The sequence below is a fragment of the Polaromonas sp. OV174 genome (genome assembly GCF_900112285.1).
Taxonomy (GTDB): domain Bacteria; phylum Pseudomonadota; class Gammaproteobacteria; order Burkholderiales; family Burkholderiaceae_C; genus Polaromonas.
The window spans coordinates 1-20,641 of the sequence record NZ_FOKZ01000024.1; the positions used below are offsets into that span (position 1 = coordinate 1).

General features: G+C 60.7%; 19 protein-coding genes and 1 pseudogene. 4 read left to right on the top strand and 16 right to left on the bottom strand.

Features of this window, described 5'->3' with window-relative positions:
- Both BM160_RS18005 and BM160_RS18010 read left to right on the top strand, forming a co-directional pair.
- Positions 1-242, top strand: a pseudogene (locus BM160_RS18005) (group II intron reverse transcriptase/maturase); the annotation flags it as partial.
- 216 nt (positions 243-458) lie between these two features.
- Entirely contained in the window at positions 459-689 is a 231-nt protein-coding gene (locus tag BM160_RS18010; protein ID WP_092007555.1) for a hypothetical protein, read from the top strand.
- Positions 690-863: 174 nt separating this feature from the next.
- Here the strand turns inward: BM160_RS18010 and BM160_RS18015 are convergent, their stop codons facing one another.
- The 4 genes from BM160_RS18015 to kbl form a co-directional block, all read right to left on the bottom strand.
- Entirely contained in the window at positions 864-1,844 is a 981-nt protein-coding gene (locus BM160_RS18015) for a Bug family tripartite tricarboxylate transporter substrate binding protein (RefSeq protein ID WP_092007556.1), read from the bottom strand.
- A gap of 65 nt (positions 1,845-1,909) precedes the next feature.
- Entirely contained in the window at positions 1,910-2,986 is a 1,077-nt protein-coding gene (locus tag BM160_RS18020) for an NAD/NADP octopine/nopaline dehydrogenase family protein (protein WP_092007557.1), read from the bottom strand.
- 638 nt (positions 2,987-3,624) lie between these two features.
- On the bottom strand, positions 3,625-4,629 hold the full coding sequence (locus BM160_RS18030; RefSeq protein ID WP_092007559.1) for an NAD-dependent epimerase/dehydratase family protein: 1,005 nt from the start codon (positions 4,627-4,629) through the stop codon (positions 3,625-3,627).
- Positions 4,626-5,840 (bottom strand): glycine C-acetyltransferase, encoded by a 1,215-nt coding sequence (gene kbl, locus BM160_RS18035; protein ID WP_092007560.1) that lies wholly within the window; start codon positions 5,838-5,840, stop codon positions 4,626-4,628. Before kbl ends, BM160_RS18030 begins: the two co-directional genes overlap by 4 nt.
- 129 nt (positions 5,841-5,969) lie before the next feature.
- Here kbl and BM160_RS18040 point away from each other — a divergent pair, with 129 nt between their 5' ends.
- Positions 5,970-6,584: a helix-turn-helix domain-containing protein gene (locus BM160_RS18040; protein ID WP_092007561.1), complete on the top strand. Its 615-nt coding sequence runs from the start codon at positions 5,970-5,972 to the stop codon at positions 6,582-6,584.
- A gap of 187 nt (positions 6,585-6,771) precedes the next feature.
- On the opposite strand, the gene BM160_RS18045 is transcribed toward BM160_RS18040, so the two are convergent.
- From BM160_RS18045 to BM160_RS18090, 10 genes are all read right to left on the bottom strand, one after another.
- Positions 6,772-7,524: an SDR family oxidoreductase gene (locus BM160_RS18045; RefSeq protein ID WP_092007562.1), complete on the bottom strand. Its 753-nt coding sequence runs from the start codon at positions 7,522-7,524 to the stop codon at positions 6,772-6,774.
- 10 nt (positions 7,525-7,534) lie between these two features.
- Positions 7,535-8,968, bottom strand: a complete 1,434-nt coding sequence (locus BM160_RS18050) for an aldehyde dehydrogenase family protein (RefSeq protein ID WP_092007563.1) — start codon at positions 8,966-8,968, stop codon at positions 7,535-7,537.
- A 134-nt stretch (positions 8,969-9,102) separates the two neighbouring features.
- On the bottom strand, positions 9,103-10,194 hold the full coding sequence (locus tag BM160_RS18055; protein WP_092007564.1) for an isopenicillin N synthase family dioxygenase: 1,092 nt from the start codon (positions 10,192-10,194) through the stop codon (positions 9,103-9,105).
- A 70-nt stretch (positions 10,195-10,264) separates the two neighbouring features.
- The gene (locus BM160_RS18060; protein ID WP_092007565.1) at positions 10,265-11,512 is read right to left on the bottom strand and encodes an ABC transporter substrate-binding protein; all 1,248 of its coding nucleotides are present in this window, start codon (positions 11,510-11,512) and stop codon (positions 10,265-10,267) included.
- A 159-nt stretch (positions 11,513-11,671) separates the two neighbouring features.
- Positions 11,672-12,637, bottom strand: coding sequence for a Bug family tripartite tricarboxylate transporter substrate binding protein (locus BM160_RS18065; protein ID WP_092007566.1), 966 nt, complete (start codon positions 12,635-12,637; stop codon positions 11,672-11,674).
- A gap of 16 nt (positions 12,638-12,653) precedes the next feature.
- The gene (locus tag BM160_RS18070; RefSeq protein WP_092007567.1) at positions 12,654-13,559 is read right to left on the bottom strand and encodes an ArgK/MeaB family GTPase; all 906 of its coding nucleotides are present in this window, start codon (positions 13,557-13,559) and stop codon (positions 12,654-12,656) included.
- A gap of 31 nt (positions 13,560-13,590) precedes the next feature.
- Complete coding sequence (locus BM160_RS18075) at positions 13,591-14,718, bottom strand: CaiB/BaiF CoA transferase family protein (RefSeq protein ID WP_092007568.1); 1,128 nt, start codon at positions 14,716-14,718, stop codon at positions 13,591-13,593.
- On the bottom strand, positions 14,715-15,131 hold the full coding sequence (locus BM160_RS18080) for a cobalamin B12-binding domain-containing protein (RefSeq protein ID WP_092007569.1): 417 nt from the start codon (positions 15,129-15,131) through the stop codon (positions 14,715-14,717). The genes BM160_RS18075 and BM160_RS18080 overlap by 4 nt, the downstream gene beginning before the upstream one ends.
- On the bottom strand, positions 15,128-16,750 hold the full coding sequence (locus BM160_RS18085) for an acyl-CoA mutase large subunit family protein (RefSeq protein WP_092007570.1): 1,623 nt from the start codon (positions 16,748-16,750) through the stop codon (positions 15,128-15,130). Before BM160_RS18085 ends, BM160_RS18080 begins: the two co-directional genes overlap by 4 nt.
- Positions 16,747-17,526, bottom strand: coding sequence for an enoyl-CoA hydratase/isomerase family protein (locus tag BM160_RS18090; RefSeq protein WP_092007571.1), 780 nt, complete (start codon positions 17,524-17,526; stop codon positions 16,747-16,749). Before BM160_RS18090 ends, BM160_RS18085 begins: the two co-directional genes overlap by 4 nt.
- A gap of 180 nt (positions 17,527-17,706) precedes the next feature.
- On the opposite strand from BM160_RS18090, the gene BM160_RS18095 reads away from it, so the two are divergent.
- A complete protein-coding gene (locus BM160_RS18095) occupies positions 17,707-18,453 on the top strand; it encodes an IclR family transcriptional regulator (RefSeq protein ID WP_092007572.1) in 747 nt (248 codons plus the stop codon).
- A 28-nt stretch (positions 18,454-18,481) separates the two neighbouring features.
- Here the strand turns inward: BM160_RS18095 and BM160_RS18100 are convergent, their stop codons facing one another.
- Together BM160_RS18100 and BM160_RS18105 are read right to left on the bottom strand one after the other, a co-directional pair.
- Complete coding sequence (locus BM160_RS18100) at positions 18,482-19,627, bottom strand: DUF3616 domain-containing protein (protein ID WP_092007573.1); 1,146 nt, start codon at positions 19,625-19,627, stop codon at positions 18,482-18,484.
- 36 nt (positions 19,628-19,663) lie between these two features.
- Positions 19,664-20,554, bottom strand: coding sequence for a LysR family transcriptional regulator (locus tag BM160_RS18105; protein ID WP_092007574.1), 891 nt, complete (start codon positions 20,552-20,554; stop codon positions 19,664-19,666).
- Positions 20,555-20,641: the final 87 nt, after the last annotated feature.

Here is a 20,641-nt window from a genome sequence, read left to right on the forward strand (position 1 = left end):
CGCCAAAAGTCTGGCGAACGTTGGAAAAATGGTTGCGCCACCGCCTGAGGGCGATCCAGCTGTGGCATTGGAAGCGGCCGAGGACGATTTACCGGGGGCTTAAGGCGATGGGTGCCAGCGAAGACGTTGCCAAGCAGGTGGCGGGAAACTGCCACCGTTGGTGGCGCAACAGCAATGGGGTCATCAAGATCGTGCTGACGATTGCGTACTTCAATGGGCTGGGGGTGCCAAGACTGTCCTGACCTCAAGCGCTCGAATCGCCCGGTGCGGACCCGCATGCCGGGTGGTGTGGCAGGGGTGCCTCCAAGAATGGAGGCCCCCCTATGCCGATGCTGTGACCACTTTTGCAGGGCTTCGCATCCACGCCGCGCCGAAGGAAATCCGTGCCGGGAAGAAGACGCAAAATGTCTGGAGATAATTCCCGTGCTGTCCTGCTTTTGAAAACCGGAGTAATCGCCTTGAAACCACTGACCCTGCAACGCGTGAATGACCAGGTGTTTGCCGTGATCTCAAGCCAAGGTGAGCATGTAGGCAATCTCAAGCTGATTGGCGGCGTATGGAAATTCAAGGCCATTGGCCATGACGAAAACGGTGCCCTGGTTCCGGGCGGTGGCCCTTTGACCGAGCGCCACAACATGACGTTTACCGTTCTGGATGAGGCGCTGATCAGCGCCGGGCTGCAACCTTGATTCCGCGTGCAAGCCTGAAGGTCAAGAAATCCCCTTTTCAGGGACAAGGTCAACTCGCCAGTCAGACCGCCAGTCAGACCGCCAGGGTGGCGGCCCGACTACAAGCAAATGATCGCCTCGAAAGGCGGGGCGCGTCGCTACCCTTGCGGCGCCCCAGGGTGTGTTGCGCCGGTTTTAATCAACCGAAATGTGGGCACTTCTCACAACATCACCCCACTTTTTGATTTCCGAATCGAGGAATGTAGAAAACTCTGCGGGTGTGCCCCCCATAGGCTCGACGCCCATTGCAATCAAGCGCTCCCGAAAGGCTGGTTGAGCAAGCAGTTTGTTCACGGCCTCGTTCATGCGATCAATGATTGCCTTTGGCGTTCCTTTCGGCGCCATCAGACATAGCCAGGTGTAGGACTCCATACCGGGAAAACCGGCTTCAGCCATGGTTGGCACATCTGGAAGCGTTGGCGAGCGTCGTGGCGACATGACCGCCAGTGCGGTCACCTTTTTGTTGCCAACAAACTGAGAGATTCCAGGCAACAGCTGGAACATGGCTTGAATATTGCCGCTCAGCAAGTCAGTGGTCGCAGGCCCCGCGGAGTTGTAGGGAATATGGGTCATGGACGTCGAAGTCTTTTGCCGAAAGAGTTCGCCAGCCGTATGCATTGAGCTACCGTTTCCAGTGGAGCCAAATGACACCTTGTCCGGATTTTTCTTCAAATAGTCGACGAATTCCTTGACGTTTTTTGCCGGCAGCGATGGATTCACAACCAGGATATTGGCAACGCTGCCAACGACAACCACCGGTTCAAAATCTGCCTTTGTGTTGAATCCGGGATCCTTGTACATGGCGGGATTGGTCGCCAGTGTGCCGGCACCGGTGAACAGGAAAGTCTGCCCATTGGGCGCTGAGCGCTTGACAAAAACTGCACCCAGGTTGCCATTCGCTCCGGGCTTATTGGTCACGACAAAGCTTGCTCCTAGCTGCTTGCCAAGCTCCTCGGAGACCATTCGACCGAGCGGGTCCGTGGTCCCCCCTCCTGCACCAAAAGGAACAATCACCTGAACGGGTCCGTTGGGCCAGGGGGCCGTCTGGGCCTGCGCCGCCAGCGCCGAAAATCCGAATGCGGAAACGATAGCCAATAGTGATCGACGATACATCATGAGTCCTTTTAGTTGGGGGGAAAACACGCTTCACTCGTGTCACTGACACGAGCGCTTGCTGACAATCAGGCGAGAGCCGCACCGTTTCGGCACAAGGCCTTCAATTGCTCAAGAGACAGCGACTCCATGGCAATGGCAGGCAAGAGATCATTCTCTTTTGTGAAGTCACGTCCATAGGCGCCAGAGAACAGCGCGACGCCTGCTTCGTGGAGTGGGGCGGGAACGCCAACCAGGCGCCCGAGTTGAGCCGTTGCTTCCAGGCCAAATGGAACATCTTCAAGGATGTAACGAGATTCCGCGGTCCTGGGCCCGAAGCCGCCATTGCCGTTGCGATGCATTTCCTGATTCATCTCTGAAACGCTCGCCTGTGGAACGTGGAAGGACAATGAGAAATGCTCCTGCACGGTTCTTACCTTGAGGCCTAATGCTTGCGCAATAGCAATCCGCTCAAGGTCCAAAGCCTCAATCAATCTTCCGACGGCTGGCGTGACATTCTCACCTTGCCCCCAAACCTCTCCACGCTCCATGCGCGTGAGGTTCATCAAGGCAATGGCGAGGTGGTTCTGGGGATTGAGATTACTCAAGGCAATCGCCAAGAGCCCATCGCGTTCAACAAAGCGGTCTCCGAAAAGCTTTGTGCAAAGCGCGACAGCTGCCGCCGTTTCGCTCTCAGGCACTGCGGCAACATCAATCTTCTTTCTGACAGTCCCCACCTTGACCTTGTTGGCATTCTTAGGCCCCGTGGTGAGCGTCGTGCCCCAGACAATGATGGGTGCACGTATGCCGCGGACGGCCAAGAGCTTGGAAAGATACAGCGCGCCGAATGAACTGTGCGAACTAATGATGACTGGCTGACCATTGCGGATGTGGGGCGCCATGGCATCCATGGTGGCCTTGTGGCAAAAGCCCGGCAGGCAGATCATGACGACATCAGCGTCCGAAACAGCTTGCGCGCAATCACTGGCGATGCGAGGTGAGAATTCAAGTTGAATGGCACCTTCGGCGACCAGCGGCTCACCCGCCAGAAACGGGGCCGTACCTTTTCCAGAAGGAGACCACAGCGTTGGCGTGTGGCCTGCCTGCTGTAGAAAAGCTGCGGTGCCAAATGCGACGCCGCCAGCGCCAAGAATACTCACATTCATATCGACCTTTCTAGTCGGTGTTGTTAGAAGAAAATCAAAAAATACGTGATCACTTAGACGATCAAGCTGTTGCTCAATGCCAGCCCTTGTCAGCGATATTCATCGCTTGTGACCCTAAGTGCAAAGCAACGAGGCAGACGACACGAGGACTTATTCTTTGCACAGAATCGAACGCATAGGGTGCGAAATAAAATTCCTGTAAATCGAATTTTATTTCACTAAATCGAAATAAATAGGGCGTTGGAGCTAGGGTTTACGCGGCTCTTTTTAAGTACTAGAGGCCTCAAATACGTTTGATCTCAGCCATTTCGCTGTGCTGTTGTTTGCTCGTCGGGCCAAGGAAATCAAGCGCTGCAAAATAGCCTACTTAAAGCTATGACGGCGTGACGCACGGCAATGCGAGTCCGGGAATCCCGGCGACCCCTTGGCCGGACAAGCCTCATCGAGAAAGTCCCGCAATTCCCTGAGCTCCGTCGCCGTGACTTGGCGTTGAAAACGCACGAACTCCTCGCCGCTTTTCCCTAGCGCGTTCCGTGTGCTTAACATCAAGTGGTAGCCCTCCTCCATTGGCACTACCGAAGCCACCAGGCGCTCCGCACTATTCGATTGCAATGTTTTGAACATAGGCACCTCTTTGATCACGATTGGAGCGCATGCTCAAGTCTCGATTCTGCGGCGCTCATCTTGCTCTCGGCCGCCTTCAAACGTTTCAAGTTCACCAACATCTCGGCTGTCATCTGAGCCAATCCAAACTCGGGAGCCCACGCCCAGTCGCGGCGTGCCAGAGAATCGTCGATTGAGTTGGGCCAGGTTTGTGCAATCTCCTGACGGAAGTCAGGCGCATAGGAGATGCGAAAACCGGCGACACGTTGCGCGATCTCGGCGGCGAGCTGAGCAGGCGTGAAGCTGATGCCTGCCAGGTTGTAGCTACCGTGCTCGGAGATTTGGGAAACTGGCGCTTCCATCAATTGGATGGTGGCTCGAACCGCGTCATCCATGTACATCATCGGAAGTGCTTCGTCCTCTTTGAGGAAACACGCATATTCTTCTCCCTTGAGCGCGGAATGGAAGATGTCGATCGCATAGTCGGTGGTGCCTCCACCTGGCGCTGTCTTGTAAGAGATGAGGCCCGGGAAGCGCACGCCTCGGACGTCCACGCCATGGTTCTCAAAGTACCAGCGGCACAAGCCCTCACCAGCCAACTTGGAGATTCCGTAAATGGTTGTAGGCTCCATGACAGTACGTTGAGGGGTGTCATCGGGAGGGGTCGAAGGGCCGAATGCTGCAATCGAGCTTGGCCAAAAGATTCGATCCAGTTTCTTTTGCCTTGCCAACTCCAGGACGTTCAGCAAGCCAGTCATGTTGAGATTCCAGGCCCATGCCGGTGCGCGCTCGCCAGTCGCGGAAAGCGCGGCGGCCAAGTGGTAAATCTGCGTGATGCCATGACGTTCAACGACGGCCTTCAACTGACCAACGTCGGTGACGTCTAGCATCTCATGCGTGAGATGCTCATGGCGTCCATGGGGTGCGACGTCGCTGGTGATGACGTTTTTTGCACCATAGCGCTCAGCCAGCACGGCTGCGAGTTCTGTCCCCAGCTGGCCGTTGGAGCCGATGATCAGGATTTTCGGTATTGCATTCATTTCAGGATTCCAAGGTCTGTGCCCGCTTTTGCAAAAGCGGCTATAGCCAAATTCAACTGTTCTGTGGTGTGTTGCGCACTGATTTGCACGCGAATCCGGGCTTGCCCCTTGGGCACGACTGGGTAGAAGAAACCGATGACGTAGACCCCGAGTTCGAGCAGACGCCGGGATAGCTCCTGCGCCTTGTCGGCGTCGTACACCATCACGGGAATGATCGGATGGCTACCAGGCTTGAGGTCGAAACCCAATTTCTCGAGCCCACTGCGGAAATGCTTGGCGTTGTTTTCCAGCTTGTCTCGCATGCTGGTGTCGGCTTCCAGCAAATCCAGCACCTTGATGCTGGCTCCGGCGATGGCAGGCGCAATGGTGTTGGAGAACAAATAGGGCCGGGACTTTTGGCGCAGCAGGGAAATCACTTCGGATCTGCCGCTGGTAAATCCACCCGATGCGCCGCCCAGTGCTTTGCCTAGCGTTCCCGTGATCAAATCAATTGTTCCGAAGACGCCGTGGTGCTCATGGGTGCCGCGCCCGGTGGCTCCCAGGAATCCGGTGGAATGGCAATCGTCGACGCCCAGCAAGGCGCCGAACTCGTCGCAGATGGAACGCATTTCATCGAGTTTTGCGATGCTGCCATCCATGGAGAACACACCATCGGTAAAGACCAGGACAAACCTTGCGCCATCCTCACGGGCCGCCTGAAGCTGCAGACGCAGGTCGGCCATGTCATTGTTCTTGTAGCGAAAACGCTTGGCTTTGCTCAAGCGGATGCCGTCGATGATGGAGGCATGATTGAGTTCATCACTGATGATGGCGTCCTGCGCGTCAAGCAGGCTCTCGAAAAGACCGCCATTCGCATCGAAAGCGGAGCCATAAAGAATCGTGTCCTCGGTACCCAGAAACCGAGATAGGCGCTGTTCCAGCTCTTTGTGAATATCTTGAGTGCCGCAGATGAAGCGAACGGAGCTCAGGCCAAAGCCTCGTTGAGACAAGGCTTCGCCGGCGGCAGCGATCACCTCCGGGTGCGAAGACAAACCCAAATAGTTGTTGGCACAGAGGTTGATCACCTCTTTTCCGTCAGCGGTGCGGATCTGACTTCCCTGGGGGCTGGCGATGATCCGCTCGGTCTTGTACAGGCCGCTCGCCTTGATGTCGTCAAGCTGCTGACGTACGGACGCATAGAAAGTGCTGGTTGTGGATACAGTGGCTGTCATGTAAACTCTCTTTTAGCTGGAAATTTCCAACATATCGAACATGACTTGCACTATATCGAACTTTTTTGAAGCGAGCAAGCATGCTTTGGCATTTGCGCCAAACAAATTTTTCGGTACCAAGTTACAAAAATGACCCGCGCCACATCAGCCGCCCCCAGTCCGCAAGAAGCCGGTGGTCTTCAGGCACCTCCAGCAGTAGGCGAGCAGCTTTCAAAACTTCGAGAGCGGCGCAACTGGTCGTTGGAATCGCTCTCGCAAAGAGCCGGGGTTTCGAAGTCCATGCTGTCGCAAATTGAAAGAGGCCAAGCCAATCCGACGGTCGCCGTCGTCTGGCGTCTTGCCAATGCACTGGGCGTGCCGCTGCTGGAGCTGCTGGAGCCGGGCAACGTGCAGAACGCGCAACCCAAGGTGCTTGTGGTCCCGGCTGCTCAGACGCCAACCCTCAGAACGAGCGATGAGCTGGGCGAGCTACAGATCTTGGGGCCGATAGAAACCGCTGGTCATTTTGAGTGGTATCAACTGCAGATGAAGCCCGGCGGTGGCTTGATTTCCCAACCTCACGAACCTGGAACCAAAGAACATTTCACAGTGCTGTCGGGCAGCTTCGAGGTCAGTGCAGGCACTGTATCGACCAAGGTGTCGGTGGGGGAAACGGCCCGTTACCCGGCTGACGTTGCTCACAGCATTCGGAACATAGGCCGCACTGCCGGCTCTGGGCTATTGGTGGTCATGCACCCCGACTAAGTGCTCGGCTCCAGACGAGAGGTACGCCTTTCTTCCAGCGCTCCCGCATGACCGTTTTCTGGCTTTGTGTGTAGCAAGTCCTTCGCCTGTACCCCATGGCAACACTCTGGGGCCTAGCGTTTCCGTGCCACAGGCGCTTTGAGTAAGCCGGCCCCGGGAATACGGGGCCAGCCAGGTCTTTTTGCTGTCAGATGGAGCGGCCGCCATCCACCGGCATTTCGACGCCGGTCAGGAATTTGGCCTCCGGGCTGGCCAGGAATAAAGCAGCGTTCGCCACATCGGACGGATCGCACATACGGCCCAGCGGAATGGTCGAAACGAAGCGGGCCCGGTTCTCGGCGGTGTCCGCCACGCCCATGAAATCCTGCAGCAGGCCGGTGGGCGCCATGACCGGGGAAATGAGATTGACGCGAATGCCATCCGGCGCCAGTTCCACGGCCATCGACTTGGTCATGACCTTGACCGCGCCCTTGGAGCTGTTGTACCAGGTGAGGCCGGGGCGCGGGCGTATACCGCCTACCGATCCGATGTTGATGATCACGCCGTCCTTCTTTTCCTTCATCAGGGGGACCACGGCGCGCGTCATGTGATAAATCGATTTGACATTGACCGCGAATACGCGATCGAAGGTCTCTTCGTCGACCTCCAGCATAGACTGGTTGCGGTGGGTAGTGCCCGCGTTGTTGACCACCACATCGGGAACGCCGAAGCGATCCACGCAGTGGCGCACCATGGCCTGCACCTGGTCGGCGCGACTCACGTCGCAAGCCACGGCGCTGGCGTTGTCGCCCAAGCCGGCGGCGACCTCCTTGGCCGCCGCCAGGTTGAGGTCGGCGAGGACGACACGGGCGCCCTCCTTGATGTAGGCACGGGCAATCGCGGCGCCGAATCCGCTGCCTGCGCCCGTGACGATGGCGATCTTGTTGCTCAATCTGGACATGTTGATTTCCTTATTCGTAGTGCTGAACAATGGTCTTGGTGGTACTCATCTCTTCCAGGGCGAGGAAGCCTTTCTCGCGGCCGTAACCGCTTTTCTTGACGCCGCCGAAGGGCAGCTCGACCCCGCCGCCAGCGCCATAACAATTGACGAAAACCTGGCCGCTGGCGATGCGCTGCGCCATACGCGCCTGGCGGCTTCCGTTCTCGGTCCAGACGCCGGCGACGAGGCCGTATTCCGTGGCATTGGCCAGTTGCACCGCGTCGTCTTCATCCTCGAAAGACATGACAGACAGCACCGGGCCAAACACCTCCTGGCAGGCCAGGCGATGCCCGCGCGGCACCGGGCCAAAGAGCACGGGCTTGACGAAGTAGCCCTCGCGCGGAATCCCCGGCGCCAGGCTGCCTTCGGCCAGCTTGGGCACCCCCATGGCGGCGGCTTCGGCGATGAAGGAGCTCACCTTGTCATATTGCCTGGCGTTGATCAGCGGACCGCAGTCCAGATCCATCTCCGGCGTCCCGACCTTGAGCGCCGCAAAGCTGGCGGCAATCGTGGCGACGAAGCGGTCGTAAATGCCTTTCTGAACCAGCAGGCGGCTGCCGGCGGAGCAGGTCTGGCCGGCGTTCTGGACAATCGCCCGGACGATGATGGGCGCGGCCTTGGCCAGGTCCGCGTCGTCGAAAACGATCTGGGGCGATTTACCCCCAAGCTCAAGAACGCAGGGGACATGGTGGCGCGCCGTGGCTTGCTGCACTTGGATACCGACCTCGGGCGAACCTGTAAAGGTCGCGAAGTTGATGCCAGGATGCGCAGTCAGCGCCGCGCCGGCCTCGGCGCCATAACCGGTGACGATGTTCAGCGCGCCGGGCGGCAGCCCGGCCAGCATCGCCAGCTCGCCTAGCTTCAGGGCGGTCAGGCAGGCATCCTCCGAGGGCTTGACCACGGTCGCGTTCCCCATGGCCAGGGCCGGAGCCAGCGTGCGCCCCATCATCTGCGCGGGATAGTTCCACGGGATGATGTGGGCCGTGACGCCGTGCGGAATGCGAACGACGCTCACGTTGTAGCCGTTCAGGTAGGGAATGGTCTGGCCGTGAATCTTGTCGGCCGCACCGCCATAGAACTCGAAATAGCGCGCCACCGCCTTGGCGTCGGCGCGGGCCACGGACATGGGCTTGCCGGTATCGCGGGCCTCCAGCTCGGCCAGTTCCTCTCCATGGTCAATGATGATTTGCCCGAGGCGCTGCAGAATGCGGCCCCGCTCGGTTGCTGTCATGCGGCCCCAGGGGCCATCCAGCGCACGGCGCGCCGCCGCGACCGCCAGGTCGACATCTGCGGCCCGGCCTTTTGCGATTTTCGCGAACACCTGTCCGCTGCATGGATCGATGACGTCGATGGTTTCTCCATCCAGTGCATCGACCCATAGACCATCGATCAACAATTTGCTCACGCGTTGCTCCTTCAAGTTGGGCCTATGGCATGGCGTCCGCCCGGGCCTGCGGCGACGGGAGCGCGCAGGACCGCCGGAGGCGGGACGCCTTGCGCGTCTCGTCCGAACGAAATACCTTCAGCAGTGACGACGCTTCAAGCCTTGGAAGTGGCCCCTGCAGGCTCGACCTCTTTCATGAAGTTGGGATCGTTGTAGTGGTAGAGATCGTCCAGATAAGGAATGAAGAAGTCGTAGAAGGAGCGAGAGTCGTACTTCGCCTTCTCGCCCGGAGCAACACACGCCGGGATGGGTCCCACATTGGCATCGTCGTCCGGATAGAAGAAGAAGGTCATCGCGTAACGCTTCATAGGCGGATTGACCACCCGGTGCGGCGTGGCGATGAAGCGATCATTGGACAGGCGATTCAGGATCTGCCCGGTGTTCACGATCAGCGCGTCCTTCACGTAGCTGACCTTGAGCCACTCCTTCGACGGTGTCATCACCTGCAGCCCCGGTACTGGTGTCATGGGCAGCAGCGTCAGAAAGCTGCCATCGGAATGCGGCGCCAGTGCGTATTGGCCCTCTTCCATGTGTTCTTCGGGATGGTAGTAGGCACAGCGCTGGTAGTACTCCGGTGCCTTAAACATGCTGTCGAAGTAGTCGGCCGGTAGGCCCAGCGCACGTGCATAGATTGGCAGCAATTTGAGGGAGAGCTTCTCCATTGACGTCTGGTACTCGTACAGTGCCTTCTTGAACTCGGGAAGACTCTCAGGCCATTGGTTCAGCCCGCGATGCCGGACATTGGCAAGCACCTTGGGATCGTCGGCCGTGCGGTTGCGCATGAACAGCCAGGCGGCGTTGGTATCTTTCTTGGTGTTAACCGCGATTTTCTCGGCGATGGCGGTCGATTTCAGAATGGACGATTTGGGAGGAAGATAACCCTGGTGGTGGAAGCCGACTCGGTGCCTGTTCTTCTCCTCCATCGAAATCTCGAAGAGCTTCGCGGTCTGACGGAAAGACTCGTCGATCAGGGCCTGCGGAATGCCGTGGTTGATGATCGCGAAGAAGCCCAGGTTTTCCTGGATGCACTTCACATCCGCCCCCAATTGTTCGAGCGCGCCAGGCACGCCCGCCAGATAAGGGCCCACATCAAGAATGGGCAACTCCTTGCCATCCGCAATGGAAGCCCGAACACCTGCGGAAGCCGCCACTTTTTTCTCGATCTCTGCGCTTACTGAAGTCGTCATGATTCATGTCTCCTGAATAGTGGTTACCGAAAAAATCATCTGCTCTTCAAACGCTTGAATGGCGTTCCCGTCAGTTCCAAGATTTGCACATTGACTCCGCTTTGGAAGCAAAGGCCTGATCGCCCGGAATCATCCGCACCTGCTTGTAGTAGTCCCAGGGGCCCTTGGATTCGGCAGGACTCTTGATTTCCATGAGCCGCAGGTCGTGGACCATGCGGCCATCGGGCCGGATGTAGCCGTTCTGGGTATACATGTCGTCGATTTTTGCCTTCCTCATCTGCGTCATCACTGCATCCGGCTGATCCGATCCCAGCGCCTTGACCGCACCCAGATAGTGAAACGCTGCCGAATAGCTGGCCGCCTGCATGCTGGTGGGCATCTTCTTCATTTTTTCCTGGAAGCGGCCAGCCCACTTTCTCGACTTGTCGTCCGAATCCCAATACCAGGCTTCGGTCAGATTGATGCCTTTGGTGAGGTTGAGGCCAAGGGCATGCACGTCGGTGATGAACAACATCAGGCCGGCGATCTTCATCGACTTGGAAATACCGAATTCGCTGGCCGCCTTGATCGAATTGATCGTGTCACCGCCGCCGTTCGCCAGGCCCAGGACATCTGCCCCCGAGGCTTTGGCCTGCAACAGGAAGGAAGAGAAATCGGAGGCTGCCAGCGGGTGGCGAGCGCTGCCCAGGACTTTTCCGCCGTTTGCATTGACCACCTGGGTGGTCTCTTTTTCCAGGGAATGGCCAAAGGCATAGTCGACCGTCAGAAAGTACCAGTTCTTGCCGCCCTGCCGGGTCATGGCCGCGCCGGTTCCACGCGCCAGCGCTACGGTGTCGTATAGATAGTGGACGGTATAGGGAGAGCACTCTTCGTTGGTCAGCTGGGCCGCCACGCCCCCCGTCACGATAACGATCTTTTTCTTCTCGGCGGCAACCTTGGCGATGGCCAGGCTGGTACCCGAACTGGGACCGCTGATGATCATGTCCACGCCCCGCGTATCGAACCACTCGCGTGCCAGGGTTGCCGCGATGTCGGGCTTGGCGGAGTGATTGCCCGTCACGATCTCTACCTTCTTCCCGTTGATCGTGCCGCCCATATCGGCAACCGCCATCTTCACCGCCTCGACGATTCCGTTGCCCCCCATGTCGGCATAAATGCCGGACATGTCCGCGAGAACACCGATCTTCACCACATCGTCATTGATTTGCGACCATGCCGGCGCGCTTGCCGCGATTGAAATCAAGGCGCCCGCCACGGCTACGCCGCTTCTCAAATCGGACCATTTTTTCAAGAAAGCGCTGTTGAAAGAATTCCTCATTTTTGTCTCCTTATGTTCTATTTAAATGATTCTTGTCTCGACCGACTATGCGCGAATCAAGCCATTCGGCGGCCCCGGACCCGAGCCTCCCGCCGCCTGGTGCGCGACGTTGCGGCGCAGGGTTTTTTCCAGCGACTTGATCGGTGCGTGCGACATGGCTCAATCCACCTGCGCGCCGGACGCACGGACTACCTCGCCCCATTTCACCGCGTCCGCCTGCAGCACGCGTGCGAAGTCGTCCGGCGGCGTGACATAGGGCTCGGCACCCTGTGCCGCAAAGCTGGCCACAATCTCAGGCGACCGCAGTATCTCGTTCACGTCTTTGTTGATCTTCAAAATCAGCTCGCGCGGCGTGCGCTTGGGCGCCATCAGGCCGAACCATGGATTGACATCAAAATTCTTGAAACCGGCTTCCGCGATGGTGGGTATGCCGGCGAACGCCGAAGCCCGGCGCGCGCTCGTCACCGCAATAGGATGCAGGCCGCCGCTTTTGAGGGCACCAGCGACCGAAGGCAGGCTGGTAAACACCAGCTGAATCTGTCCGCCCATCAAATCCTGCAGTGCCGGCGCGGCACCGCGATAGGGGATGTGCGCCAGCTTGACGTTGGCGGCGGCATTGAACATCTCGCCCAGCAGGTGATTGACCGAACCGTTGCCGGCTGAGCCATAGGCGATACGGGATTTACGCGCGGCATCAATCAGCTCGGGAACGGTCCTGAATGGCGCGTCCGCCTTGGCGACCATGACAAAGGGCAGGGTGGCCAGCGTGGCGACCGGTGCGAAATCATTGACCGGATCGAAGGGCAGTTTTCGATACAAGGCGCCATTGATGGCCTGGGTTCCGACGTAACTCATGAGCAGCACGTAGCCGTCGGGCGCCGAAGCGATCACGGCTTCCATGCCCACATTGCCGCCAGCGCCGGGACGATTCTCGATGATGACAGGCTGGCCCCATTTCTCGCCCAGCTTTTGACCCACGATACGCGCCAGCGCGTCGGATGCGCCGCCTGGCGTCTGCGGCACGATGATTCTGACCGGCTTGCTCGGGAAGGCCGTGTCCGCAAATGCAAGTGGCGCTGCGACGGTGCAGACTAAAAGCGTTGACCAGAGAAGACGTTTGAACATGACAGCTCCGCGTAAGTCAGAGATCGTGTGCCGTACGCACCGCAGTCAGCACAGTCGCCAGTTGCTGCTGAAGAGGGGCGTCAAAAAAATCATCGGCCTGAACGGCGATCGCCTCCGCGACGCGCATCTCCAGCAGCCGCTTGAGCCGATAGCGGGCCCGCTGGGCGCGCAAGTGCTGAGACCGCTGTGGGTCGGCGCTGCGCCAGGCCTGATGGCTGTCTATCGCTTGCGACAGCGCACGAATCGAGGCCGGTTGCGACGCCGAGGTCAGCAAGATGGGCGCCCGCCATGCGCCCTCGGGCTGGCTGGTCACTGCGGCGATGCGCTGGATGTCGGTTGCCATTCTTTGCGCTCCCGGCAGGTCCGACTTGTTCACCACGAAGATGTCGGCCATCTCCATGATCCCGGCCTTCATAGCTTGCACGGTATCGCCGCTTTCAGGCAGCAGCACCAGCACCAGCGTGTCAACCTGCGCACGCACCGCGTACTCGGCCTGACCGATGCCGACCGTTTCGAGCACCACTTCGTCGAAGTCGAACTCGTCCATGATGTCCAGCATCTCGGGCAGGTTGTCGGCAAGGCCGTCGCAGGTACGACGCGAGCCGAGTGAGCGGATGTAGAGCTCGGCGGATCCGGCCAGATCGTCCATGCGAACACGATCACCCAGGATCGCGCCGCCACTCTTGGGGCTGCTGGGATCGACGGCCAGCACCCCCAGCCGCCCTTTGGACAGGCGTTCCAGCGCCAGATGCCCGACCAGCGTGCTCTTGCCGGCCCCCGGCGCCCCGGTGATGCCGATGCGGCGGGCCGCATGCGCCGGCCGTTCACGTGGTGCAGCTTGCGCCAGCTCCGCCGTGCTGGCGTTGGCCATGCGCGTCAGCGCACGACTCAGCGTCCAGCGGTCCAGCGGTGCTGTGCTCATTGGATAAGCTCCGCGCTGGGCGCTGCGGCGTTCATGTCGTCACCCTGCCCAGCACTTCGTCGCCGTGCTCGTCCAGCAGGGGCGGCAAGCTGTAGACCGGCGAGAAGCCCTGGAAACGGATAGGGCAAGCCACCGCCTGCAGGGGCAGGCGGCCGTCGCCCAAGGGCACGACCAGCGAGCGTGCCTTGGCGATGTCGCTGCGCAGGGCCGCGTTCAGGGTACCGACTTCGGCCACCACCACGCCTAGCGGGCTCAAGCGGCGCACCCAATCGGCCGCCGAGGCCTGGCGCAGCACGCCAGACACGGCGCTGATGACTTCGGTCCGGTTCGTGCGGCGTCCGGCCATGGTGGCGAACTTACGGTCCACGGCCCATTCGGGGTGATCGATCTCGTCGCAAAAGATCTTCCAGAACTTGTCGTGGGTGATGAACAGCGTGAGCCAGCCATCCCTGGTCGCGAAGATCTGCGCCGGCACAACGTAGGGGTGCGACGAATCCGCCAGGCGTTCTATGGTTTCGCCGGCGTTGAGCGCGGCGCCCGCCAGGTAGTTGAGCTGCGACAGCATCACGTCGTACATCGCGACGTCGACCTGGCCGCCCTGGCCTTGCACGATCTTGGCCAGCAAACCTACCGCAGCCACCAAGCCCGCCGAGTTGTCGACCGCTGAATAGCCGGCCTTGGTGGGCGGCGCTTCGGGGTCGCCTGTCAAGGCCATCACGCCTGTCATCGCCTGAATCACATAGTCGTAAGCCGGGTTGTCCGCATACGGCCCGTCGAGGCCGTAGCCCGTCAGGGCCACGCAGACCAGGCGCTCGTTCCATCGCCTGAGCGCGTCGTAAGTGAGGCCTAGCTTGCGGATCGCCGAGGGCCGAAGGTTCGTTATGAGCGCATGTGAGGTCTCGACGATGCGGCCCAGCGCCGCGCGCCCCTCGTCGCTGGCCAGGTCGAGCACGACGCTCTTTTTGTTGCGGTTGAGGCTCGCGAAGTAGGCGTTGTGTGGCCCCACAAAGTGGGGGCTGACGGTGCGAGCGATGTCGCCTTCGGGCGTCTCTATCTTGATGACTTCAGCGCCCATGTCGGCCAGCATCAGACCGCAGTACGGGCCTGCCAGCATGTGGCCAACTTCCACAATCCGGATTCCCGCGAGCGGCGCGTTCATTTCAGACTCTTCGCCAGTGACTTGACGACAGCGTCCAGCGGCATGTCAGCGGTGAAGATCGCCGCTACGCCCAGCTCGCGCAGATAGGCTTGGTCCTCGGCCGGGATGGTGCCGCCGACAAAGACCTTGATGCCGTGCGCCTTAAGTTCGCGCAGCTGTGCGATCACTTCGGCGACCAGCTCCTTGTGGCTGCCCGACAGAATGCTCAGGCCCACCGCGTCGACTCCTTCGTCCACCGCCACCTGCGCGATCTGCAGCGGGCTGCGACGCAGGCCGGTGTAGATCACCTCCGCGCCGGCGTTGCGCAGCGTCAGCGCAATGATCTTGGCGCCGATGTCGTGACCGTCCAGACCGGGCTTGCCGATCAGGATCCGTTTTGCCGCCAGTGCGGCCGAAGTCTGTAGGGCGCTCATAGATTCACCGGCTCCTTGAATTCGCCCCATTGCTCTTTCAGGCGCGCCACCATTTCGCCGACGGTGGCGTAGGCATGGCAGCACTCCACGAGGTAGGGCATGATGTTTTCCTTGTCCTGGGCCGCCGCAGCGGACAGCCTGGCCAGCGAGCGATCAACCTCCGACTGCTGGCGCGTGTCCAGCACTCGCTGGAATTTTTCGAGCGCGCGTTGGGCCACCGTCGGATCGAGCTTGAACACCTCGCCGACCTTGATTTCCTCGTCCGCCTTCTTGAAGTGGTTCTGGCCGACGATCACGTTGTGCCCCGAATCGGTATCCAGCTTGCGCTCCAGGCCGCGCTCGGCCAGCCGCAGCTGGATCCAGCCGTCCTCGATGGCCCGGACCACGCCCCCGTAGGCATCGATCTCGCCCATCACCTGGGTGATCTGCTGCTCCATCCGGTCGGTGTGCTGCTCCAGGAAGTAGCTGCCGCCCAGGGGATCGACCGTGCGCCCTATGCCACTTTCGTAAGCGATGATTTGTTGCGTGCGCACGGCCAGCTCGGCCGAGGACTCGGTTGGAATCTGAAAGGCCTCGTCGAACGCGCAGGTGAAGATGGACTGCGCGCCGCCCAGCACCGCCGCCATGGTTTCCACCGCCACGCGCACCACATTGTTATAGGGCTGGGGCGCGACCAGCGACGAGCCGCCGCAGACCACGCCGAAGCGAAAGTGCTGTGCCTTGGGATCCTGCACGCCGTAGCGCTCCTTCATCAGGCGCGCCCACAGCCTGCGGCCGGCGCGGAACTTGGCGATCTCGTCGAAGAAATCCATGTGCACGTAGAAGAAGAAGGACAGGCGCTTGGCGAACTTCTCCACATCACCGCCGCGTGTCTGCAATTCGTCGACATAGGCCAGGCCGTTGGCCAGGGTGTAGGCCATCTCTTCGGCGGCCGTCGCACCGGCGTCGCGCACGTGTGCGCCGGCTATGCTGATCGGATTGAAGCGCGGGGAAACATCGTTGGAATAAAGAATCGAGTCCGCGATCAGGCGCATCGAGGGGCGCACCGGGAAGATCCAGGTGCCACGTGCAACGTACTCCTTGAGGATGTCGTTCTGTATCGTTCCGGTCAGCTTGTCGCGCGGCACGCCCTGCTTGTCCGCCACGGCCAGGTACATCGCATAGATGATGGCGGCCGTGCCGTTGATGGTGAACGAAGTCGAAATCTTCGACAGGTCCAGGTCCTTGAACAGTATCTCAGCCTCGCTCAGGTTGGACAGCGACACGCCAACCTTGCCGATCTCCGGCCGCGCCATGGGATGAACCGGATCGAGGCCGCATTGGGTTGGCAGATCAAGCGCCACCGACAAGCCCGTCTGCCCTTTTTCCAGCAGGAATTTGTAGCGCTCATTGGATTCTTCGGCGGTGCCAAAGCCCGAGTACTGGCGTATGGTCCAGAGCCGGCCCTGATAGCCATCGGGAAAGATGCCTCGCGTGAAGGGGTACTGGCCAGGCGCGCCTATGTTGGCGGACTGGACGGCCTCGGGGCCGACGCTGGTCGGCACCTCGATGCCGCTCGGGCTGACGGGGCGTAGTTGCGGCTCCAGATCAAGCACGGCTGATTTCACGTCGTCGCTCATTTAGCGCTCCTAGCAAGAAATTTGTCTGATGCGTGCCAGTGGTCCTCATGCAGCCAGGTGTTGAGCACCTGCTGGCGCTCGATGGCGCGCCGTGCCTCGTAGGAAGCGCCCTGGCGCCAGGCGGTGGTCTGCGCCTTGATGCCGCGCAACACCTGGGGGGCGCAGGCGCGCAGCGGCTCAAGAAAGGCCTGCACGTCCTCGCCGGCCGGCCCGTCCGAGACCGCCACATCGGCCAGGCCCCACTGCAGCGCCTGCGCTGCGTCGATCAGCTCGCCGCGGCCCATCATGCGCATGGCCCGTGCGCCGCCCACCAGTTGGCACAGGTCAGGTCCGCCGCCCCATGCCGACGAGATGGCCAGCCGCGCCTGAATAAAGCCTATGCGCGCGTGTTTCGCCTGCATCCGCATGTCGCAGGCCAGGGCCAGTTCGGCGCCGCCGCCAATCGCGTCTCCGTTCAGGTAGGCCAGCACCGGCACCGGGCATGAGCGCACGGCGTCTAGCGCTGCTCGCGACTGCTCGGCCATGCCTATCGTCGCGGGCTCGTCGCGTACCGAGGACAGCTCGACGAGATCGCCGCCGGCGGCGAAGAAGCGATCACCGGCGCCGGTCAGAACGATGAAGCGTGCGTCCGGCTTGGTCCCGGCTGCGGCCACGGCCTGCCCCAGATCGCGGAGTACGCCCCGGGCGAGTGCATTGTGCTTTTGCGGCCGGTCTATCGTGATCCACACGACGCCACCGGCACGTTCCTCCACTGAGATGTCCTTGCTTGTTTGCACGTTTTTGAGTCTCCATCAATGTGTTGCGTGTTCATGCTATGGACTTAAATGTTCAAAAACAAGAACATGTGTTCAGCATTACGAACATAATTAAAAAATAAGATGAAAATCAAACGGATGGGGTCGATTTGTTCAGCGGGCCGAACTTAGGCCGAGAAAACGTTCATGAAAGGAAGTGCGATGTCCAACGTGACTGCGATCGAAAGAGTGATAGATATCTTTGAGGCCTTCCAGGCGAGCCAGCGGCCGCTGTCGCTGACCGATTTGGCCGAGGCGGTGGACATGCCCAAGAGCACCTGCCACGCCATCGTCGCGACGCTGACAGCGCGCGGCTATCTCTACACACTGAACCGGCCGCGCGCTCTCTATCCGACCAAGCGCATGTACGACGTGGCGCACGACATCCTCGCCAAGGACCCCTTCATCGAACATGCCACGCCGGTGTTGGAGCGGCTGCGCGACTCCACGCGCGAAACCGTCATTCTTGGCAAGCGCCAGGGGGAATCGGTGATCTACCTGCAGGTCATAGAAGGGTCTCACTCGATCCGCTATTCAGCCAAGCCCGGCGAGTTCAAGCCGCTGCATTCGAGCTCCATAGGCAAGGCCTTGCTGGGTAGCCTCAAGGAGTCCGAGCTGCGCACCTGGTTGGAAGGCCGGCAACTGAGTTCCATCACCCCCGCCACGAAAACCGAGCACGAGGCGCTGATCCAGGACATCCTGGAAAGCCGAAGGATCGGCTATTTCGTGACGCGAGGCGAGAACGTCAGCGACGTTTGGGCGGTCGCGACCTTTCTCACCATCAACAATGAAACCCTGGCCGTCGCCGTCGCCGGGCCGAGGCATCGCATCGAAGGCAACGTCGCCGAATGTGCCAACTTGTTGGTGGCGACTTGCAGCTTTTTATCGCGGCAATTGGTACGAAGCTAAGCGGCCATCGCCGGGCTGCCGCTTTGATTCAGCGCGCCAGCGTGAAGCTCAGCGGCCCGCCATCGCACATGCCGTCCGACAGCACCAGCAGCTTGTAGGCCGCGGGCGTTTCTTCCAGCACCGTGATGGCCTCTGGCTTGAGCTCTTTGTCGCACTGGCGCAGCTTGACATCGCTCAAATCCAGCGCCGCCAATAGCTGGGGCTGAACCACGCCGCCGCCCGCTCCGGCCTTGCCATCCCACCACGATACCGTCCAGCCCACGCTCTGGCTGGCGCTGCTGTCGTCTGGCCCGGCCAACAGCAAAAACCCTGTTTTGACGGCCACCATGTCGCGAATGCCGCGGCGCTGGCCCAGCGCAAGACTGCTCACCGTTGCCTTGGGGAGAGGGGCCGTTTCACTGCCAAACAAGGCGTCGGCATCGACGGCCAGCACCTTGGCCACACCATTGAGCACCGGGCCGCGAAAGCCAAAGTAAAGCTGCCCATCGCGCACCGCCAGGCCCTCTATGTTCACACCCTGCTGCCCGGCCAAGGTGGGCGCCTTGGGCGGTGCTTCGGAGCCCAGGCATTTGCGCTCGCCCACATGGGGCGCCAGTTCGGGCTGCGCCTGCATGAGGGACCAGAGCCTGCCGCTGTCGGCATAGTCCACCAGCGTTCCCTGGGCGCTGCCCGCAGGTGAGCGCAAGGCGCGGCCGGTGGCCGGGTCCAGTTTGAAGCGCAGCACATGCCGGCTGGCGGGGTTGCTGGCGCAGTCCCCGCGTTTGGCCGAGTGCGAGCCGGCGACGTAAAAATAGCGCCCGTCGGTGGCAGCAGCTTCGGCATCGAGTTCGTCCTTGCCTGCGCGCAACACCACGGGCTCCTCGTCGATGCGCAATGCCTGCTGGCCCACATAGGCGTAGCGCGCCTCGCTGCCTTCATCAAAAACCATGAGGCAAATGCGCTGCTGTTTGGCGTCGAGGTTGCAGGCCATACCGCTGAGGGACTGCCGGGTCTTTTGCAGCTTCTTCTTGCCGAGGTCAAAGTGAAAACCTGCGCCGCTATGCCACAGGCCGCTGTCGGGCTTGATGCTGGGGGGCGGCAGCTGCGCGCAGGCAGCAGCGCTCACGGCCAAGCCGGCAAAGAACTGGGCCAGCCGGACAAGTCGGGACGAAGCAGTGTGGCGGGTGGTGTGCATCGCAGCACTGTAGCAAAGCGAGTTGGGCCTTGTGCTTCATGGCTCCGCCAGCCGCGCCGCCATGAAATCCAGAAACGCCGTGATGCGTGACGACAGCGCCGTGTTGCGGTAGTACACCGCGTTCACGGGCTGGCGCACCTCTACGGTGCTGCGCACCAGTACTGGCACCAAGCTGCCGTTGGCGCGGTCGGTTTCGGTCATGAAGTCCGCCAGGCAAACCACACCCATGCCGGCCAACGCCAGCTGGCGCATGGTTTCGCCGCTGGAGGCGCTGAACTGCAGCGCGGCGGCGTAGCTGTCGCCCTGGGGGCCGCGCAGTGGCCACTGATTGAGCGAGGGCAGCTGGCTGTTGCCGATCAAGGCATGCTGGGCCAAATCTGCCACGCGCCTGGGCCGGCCGTGCGCCTGCAGATAAGCGGGGCTGGCCAGCACGCGCAGCCGGCTGCTGCACAGCGGCCTGGCGTGCAGGGTGGAGTCGCGCAGCGGCCCTATGCGTATGGCGATATCTGTGCGCTGCTCCAGCAGGTCCACATTCAGCTCATCGGTATTGAGCTCCAGCTGGATTTTGGGATAGAGCCGGCTGAATTCCGGCAAGCGCGGCACGATGGCGTGCAGCATGAAGGGCGAGGCCGCATTCACCCGCAGCAGGCCGGCGGGCGCTTGCCGGCGCGCCGCCAGCTCCTCCTCGGCCTCGTCCATGGCGTCCAGGATGCTGCGCGTGCGGGCCAGAAAGCCCTGGCCCTCTTCGGTCAGCTCCAGCCGCCGGGTGGTGCGGCGCAGCAAGGTGGTGGCCAGCTTTTTCTCCAGCCGGCTCAGGGCGCGGCTGATGCCGGACACCGTCTGCCCCAACTGGTCGGCCGCCGCCGTGATGGAGCCGCTGTCGACCACGGCGCGAAACGCCAGCAGTTCTTCCAGGGTGGTCTTCATATCTGCTCTCTGATTGTTGCTTGTGAGTCAAATATATTCTGCATGACACAGGGTTTTTCTGCAAAGACAAAGCGCGCAAACTTCCGG

What these genes read in the sequence shown, in the direction of transcription:
- BM160_RS18020 (WP_092007557.1), bottom strand. Translation starts at nt 2,986, where the DNA reads ATGAATGTGAGTATTCTTGGCGCTGGCGGCGTCGCATTTGGCACCGCA.
- BM160_RS18045 (WP_092007562.1), bottom strand. Translation starts at nt 7,524, where the DNA reads ATGTCCAGATTGAGCAACAAGATCGCCATCGTCACGGGCGCAGGCAGC.
- BM160_RS18015 (WP_092007556.1), bottom strand. Translation starts at nt 1,844, where the DNA reads ATGATGTATCGTCGATCACTATTGGCTATCGTTTCCGCATTCGGATTT.
- BM160_RS18100 (WP_092007573.1), bottom strand. Translation starts at nt 19,627, where the DNA reads ATGCACACCACCCGCCACACTGCTTCGTCCCGACTTGTCCGGCTGGCC.
- BM160_RS18055 (WP_092007564.1), bottom strand. Translation starts at nt 10,194, where the DNA reads ATGACGACTTCAGTAAGCGCAGAGATCGAGAAAAAAGTGGCGGCTTCC.
- BM160_RS18065 (WP_092007566.1), bottom strand. Translation starts at nt 12,637, where the DNA reads ATGTTCAAACGTCTTCTCTGGTCAACGCTTTTAGTCTGCACCGTCGCA.
- BM160_RS18095 (WP_092007572.1), top strand. Translation starts at nt 17,707, where the DNA reads ATGTCCAACGTGACTGCGATCGAAAGAGTGATAGATATCTTTGAGGCC.
- BM160_RS18080 (WP_092007569.1), bottom strand. Translation starts at nt 15,131, where the DNA reads ATGAGCGCCCTACAGACTTCGGCCGCACTGGCGGCAAAACGGATCCTG.
- kbl (WP_092007560.1), bottom strand. Translation starts at nt 5,840, where the DNA reads ATGACAGCCACTGTATCCACAACCAGCACTTTCTATGCGTCCGTACGT.
- BM160_RS18105 (WP_092007574.1), bottom strand. Translation starts at nt 20,554, where the DNA reads ATGAAGACCACCCTGGAAGAACTGCTGGCGTTTCGCGCCGTGGTCGAC.
- BM160_RS18085 (WP_092007570.1), bottom strand. Translation starts at nt 16,750, where the DNA reads ATGAGCGACGACGTGAAATCAGCCGTGCTTGATCTGGAGCCGCAACTA.
- BM160_RS18060 (WP_092007565.1), bottom strand. Translation starts at nt 11,512, where the DNA reads ATGAGGAATTCTTTCAACAGCGCTTTCTTGAAAAAATGGTCCGATTTG.
- BM160_RS18030 (WP_092007559.1), bottom strand. Translation starts at nt 4,629, where the DNA reads ATGAATGCAATACCGAAAATCCTGATCATCGGCTCCAACGGCCAGCTG.
- BM160_RS18070 (WP_092007567.1), bottom strand. Translation starts at nt 13,559, where the DNA reads ATGAGCACAGCACCGCTGGACCGCTGGACGCTGAGTCGTGCGCTGACG.
- BM160_RS18075 (WP_092007568.1), bottom strand. Translation starts at nt 14,718, where the DNA reads ATGAACGCGCCGCTCGCGGGAATCCGGATTGTGGAAGTTGGCCACATG.
- BM160_RS18040 (WP_092007561.1), top strand. Translation starts at nt 5,970, where the DNA reads ATGACCCGCGCCACATCAGCCGCCCCCAGTCCGCAAGAAGCCGGTGGT.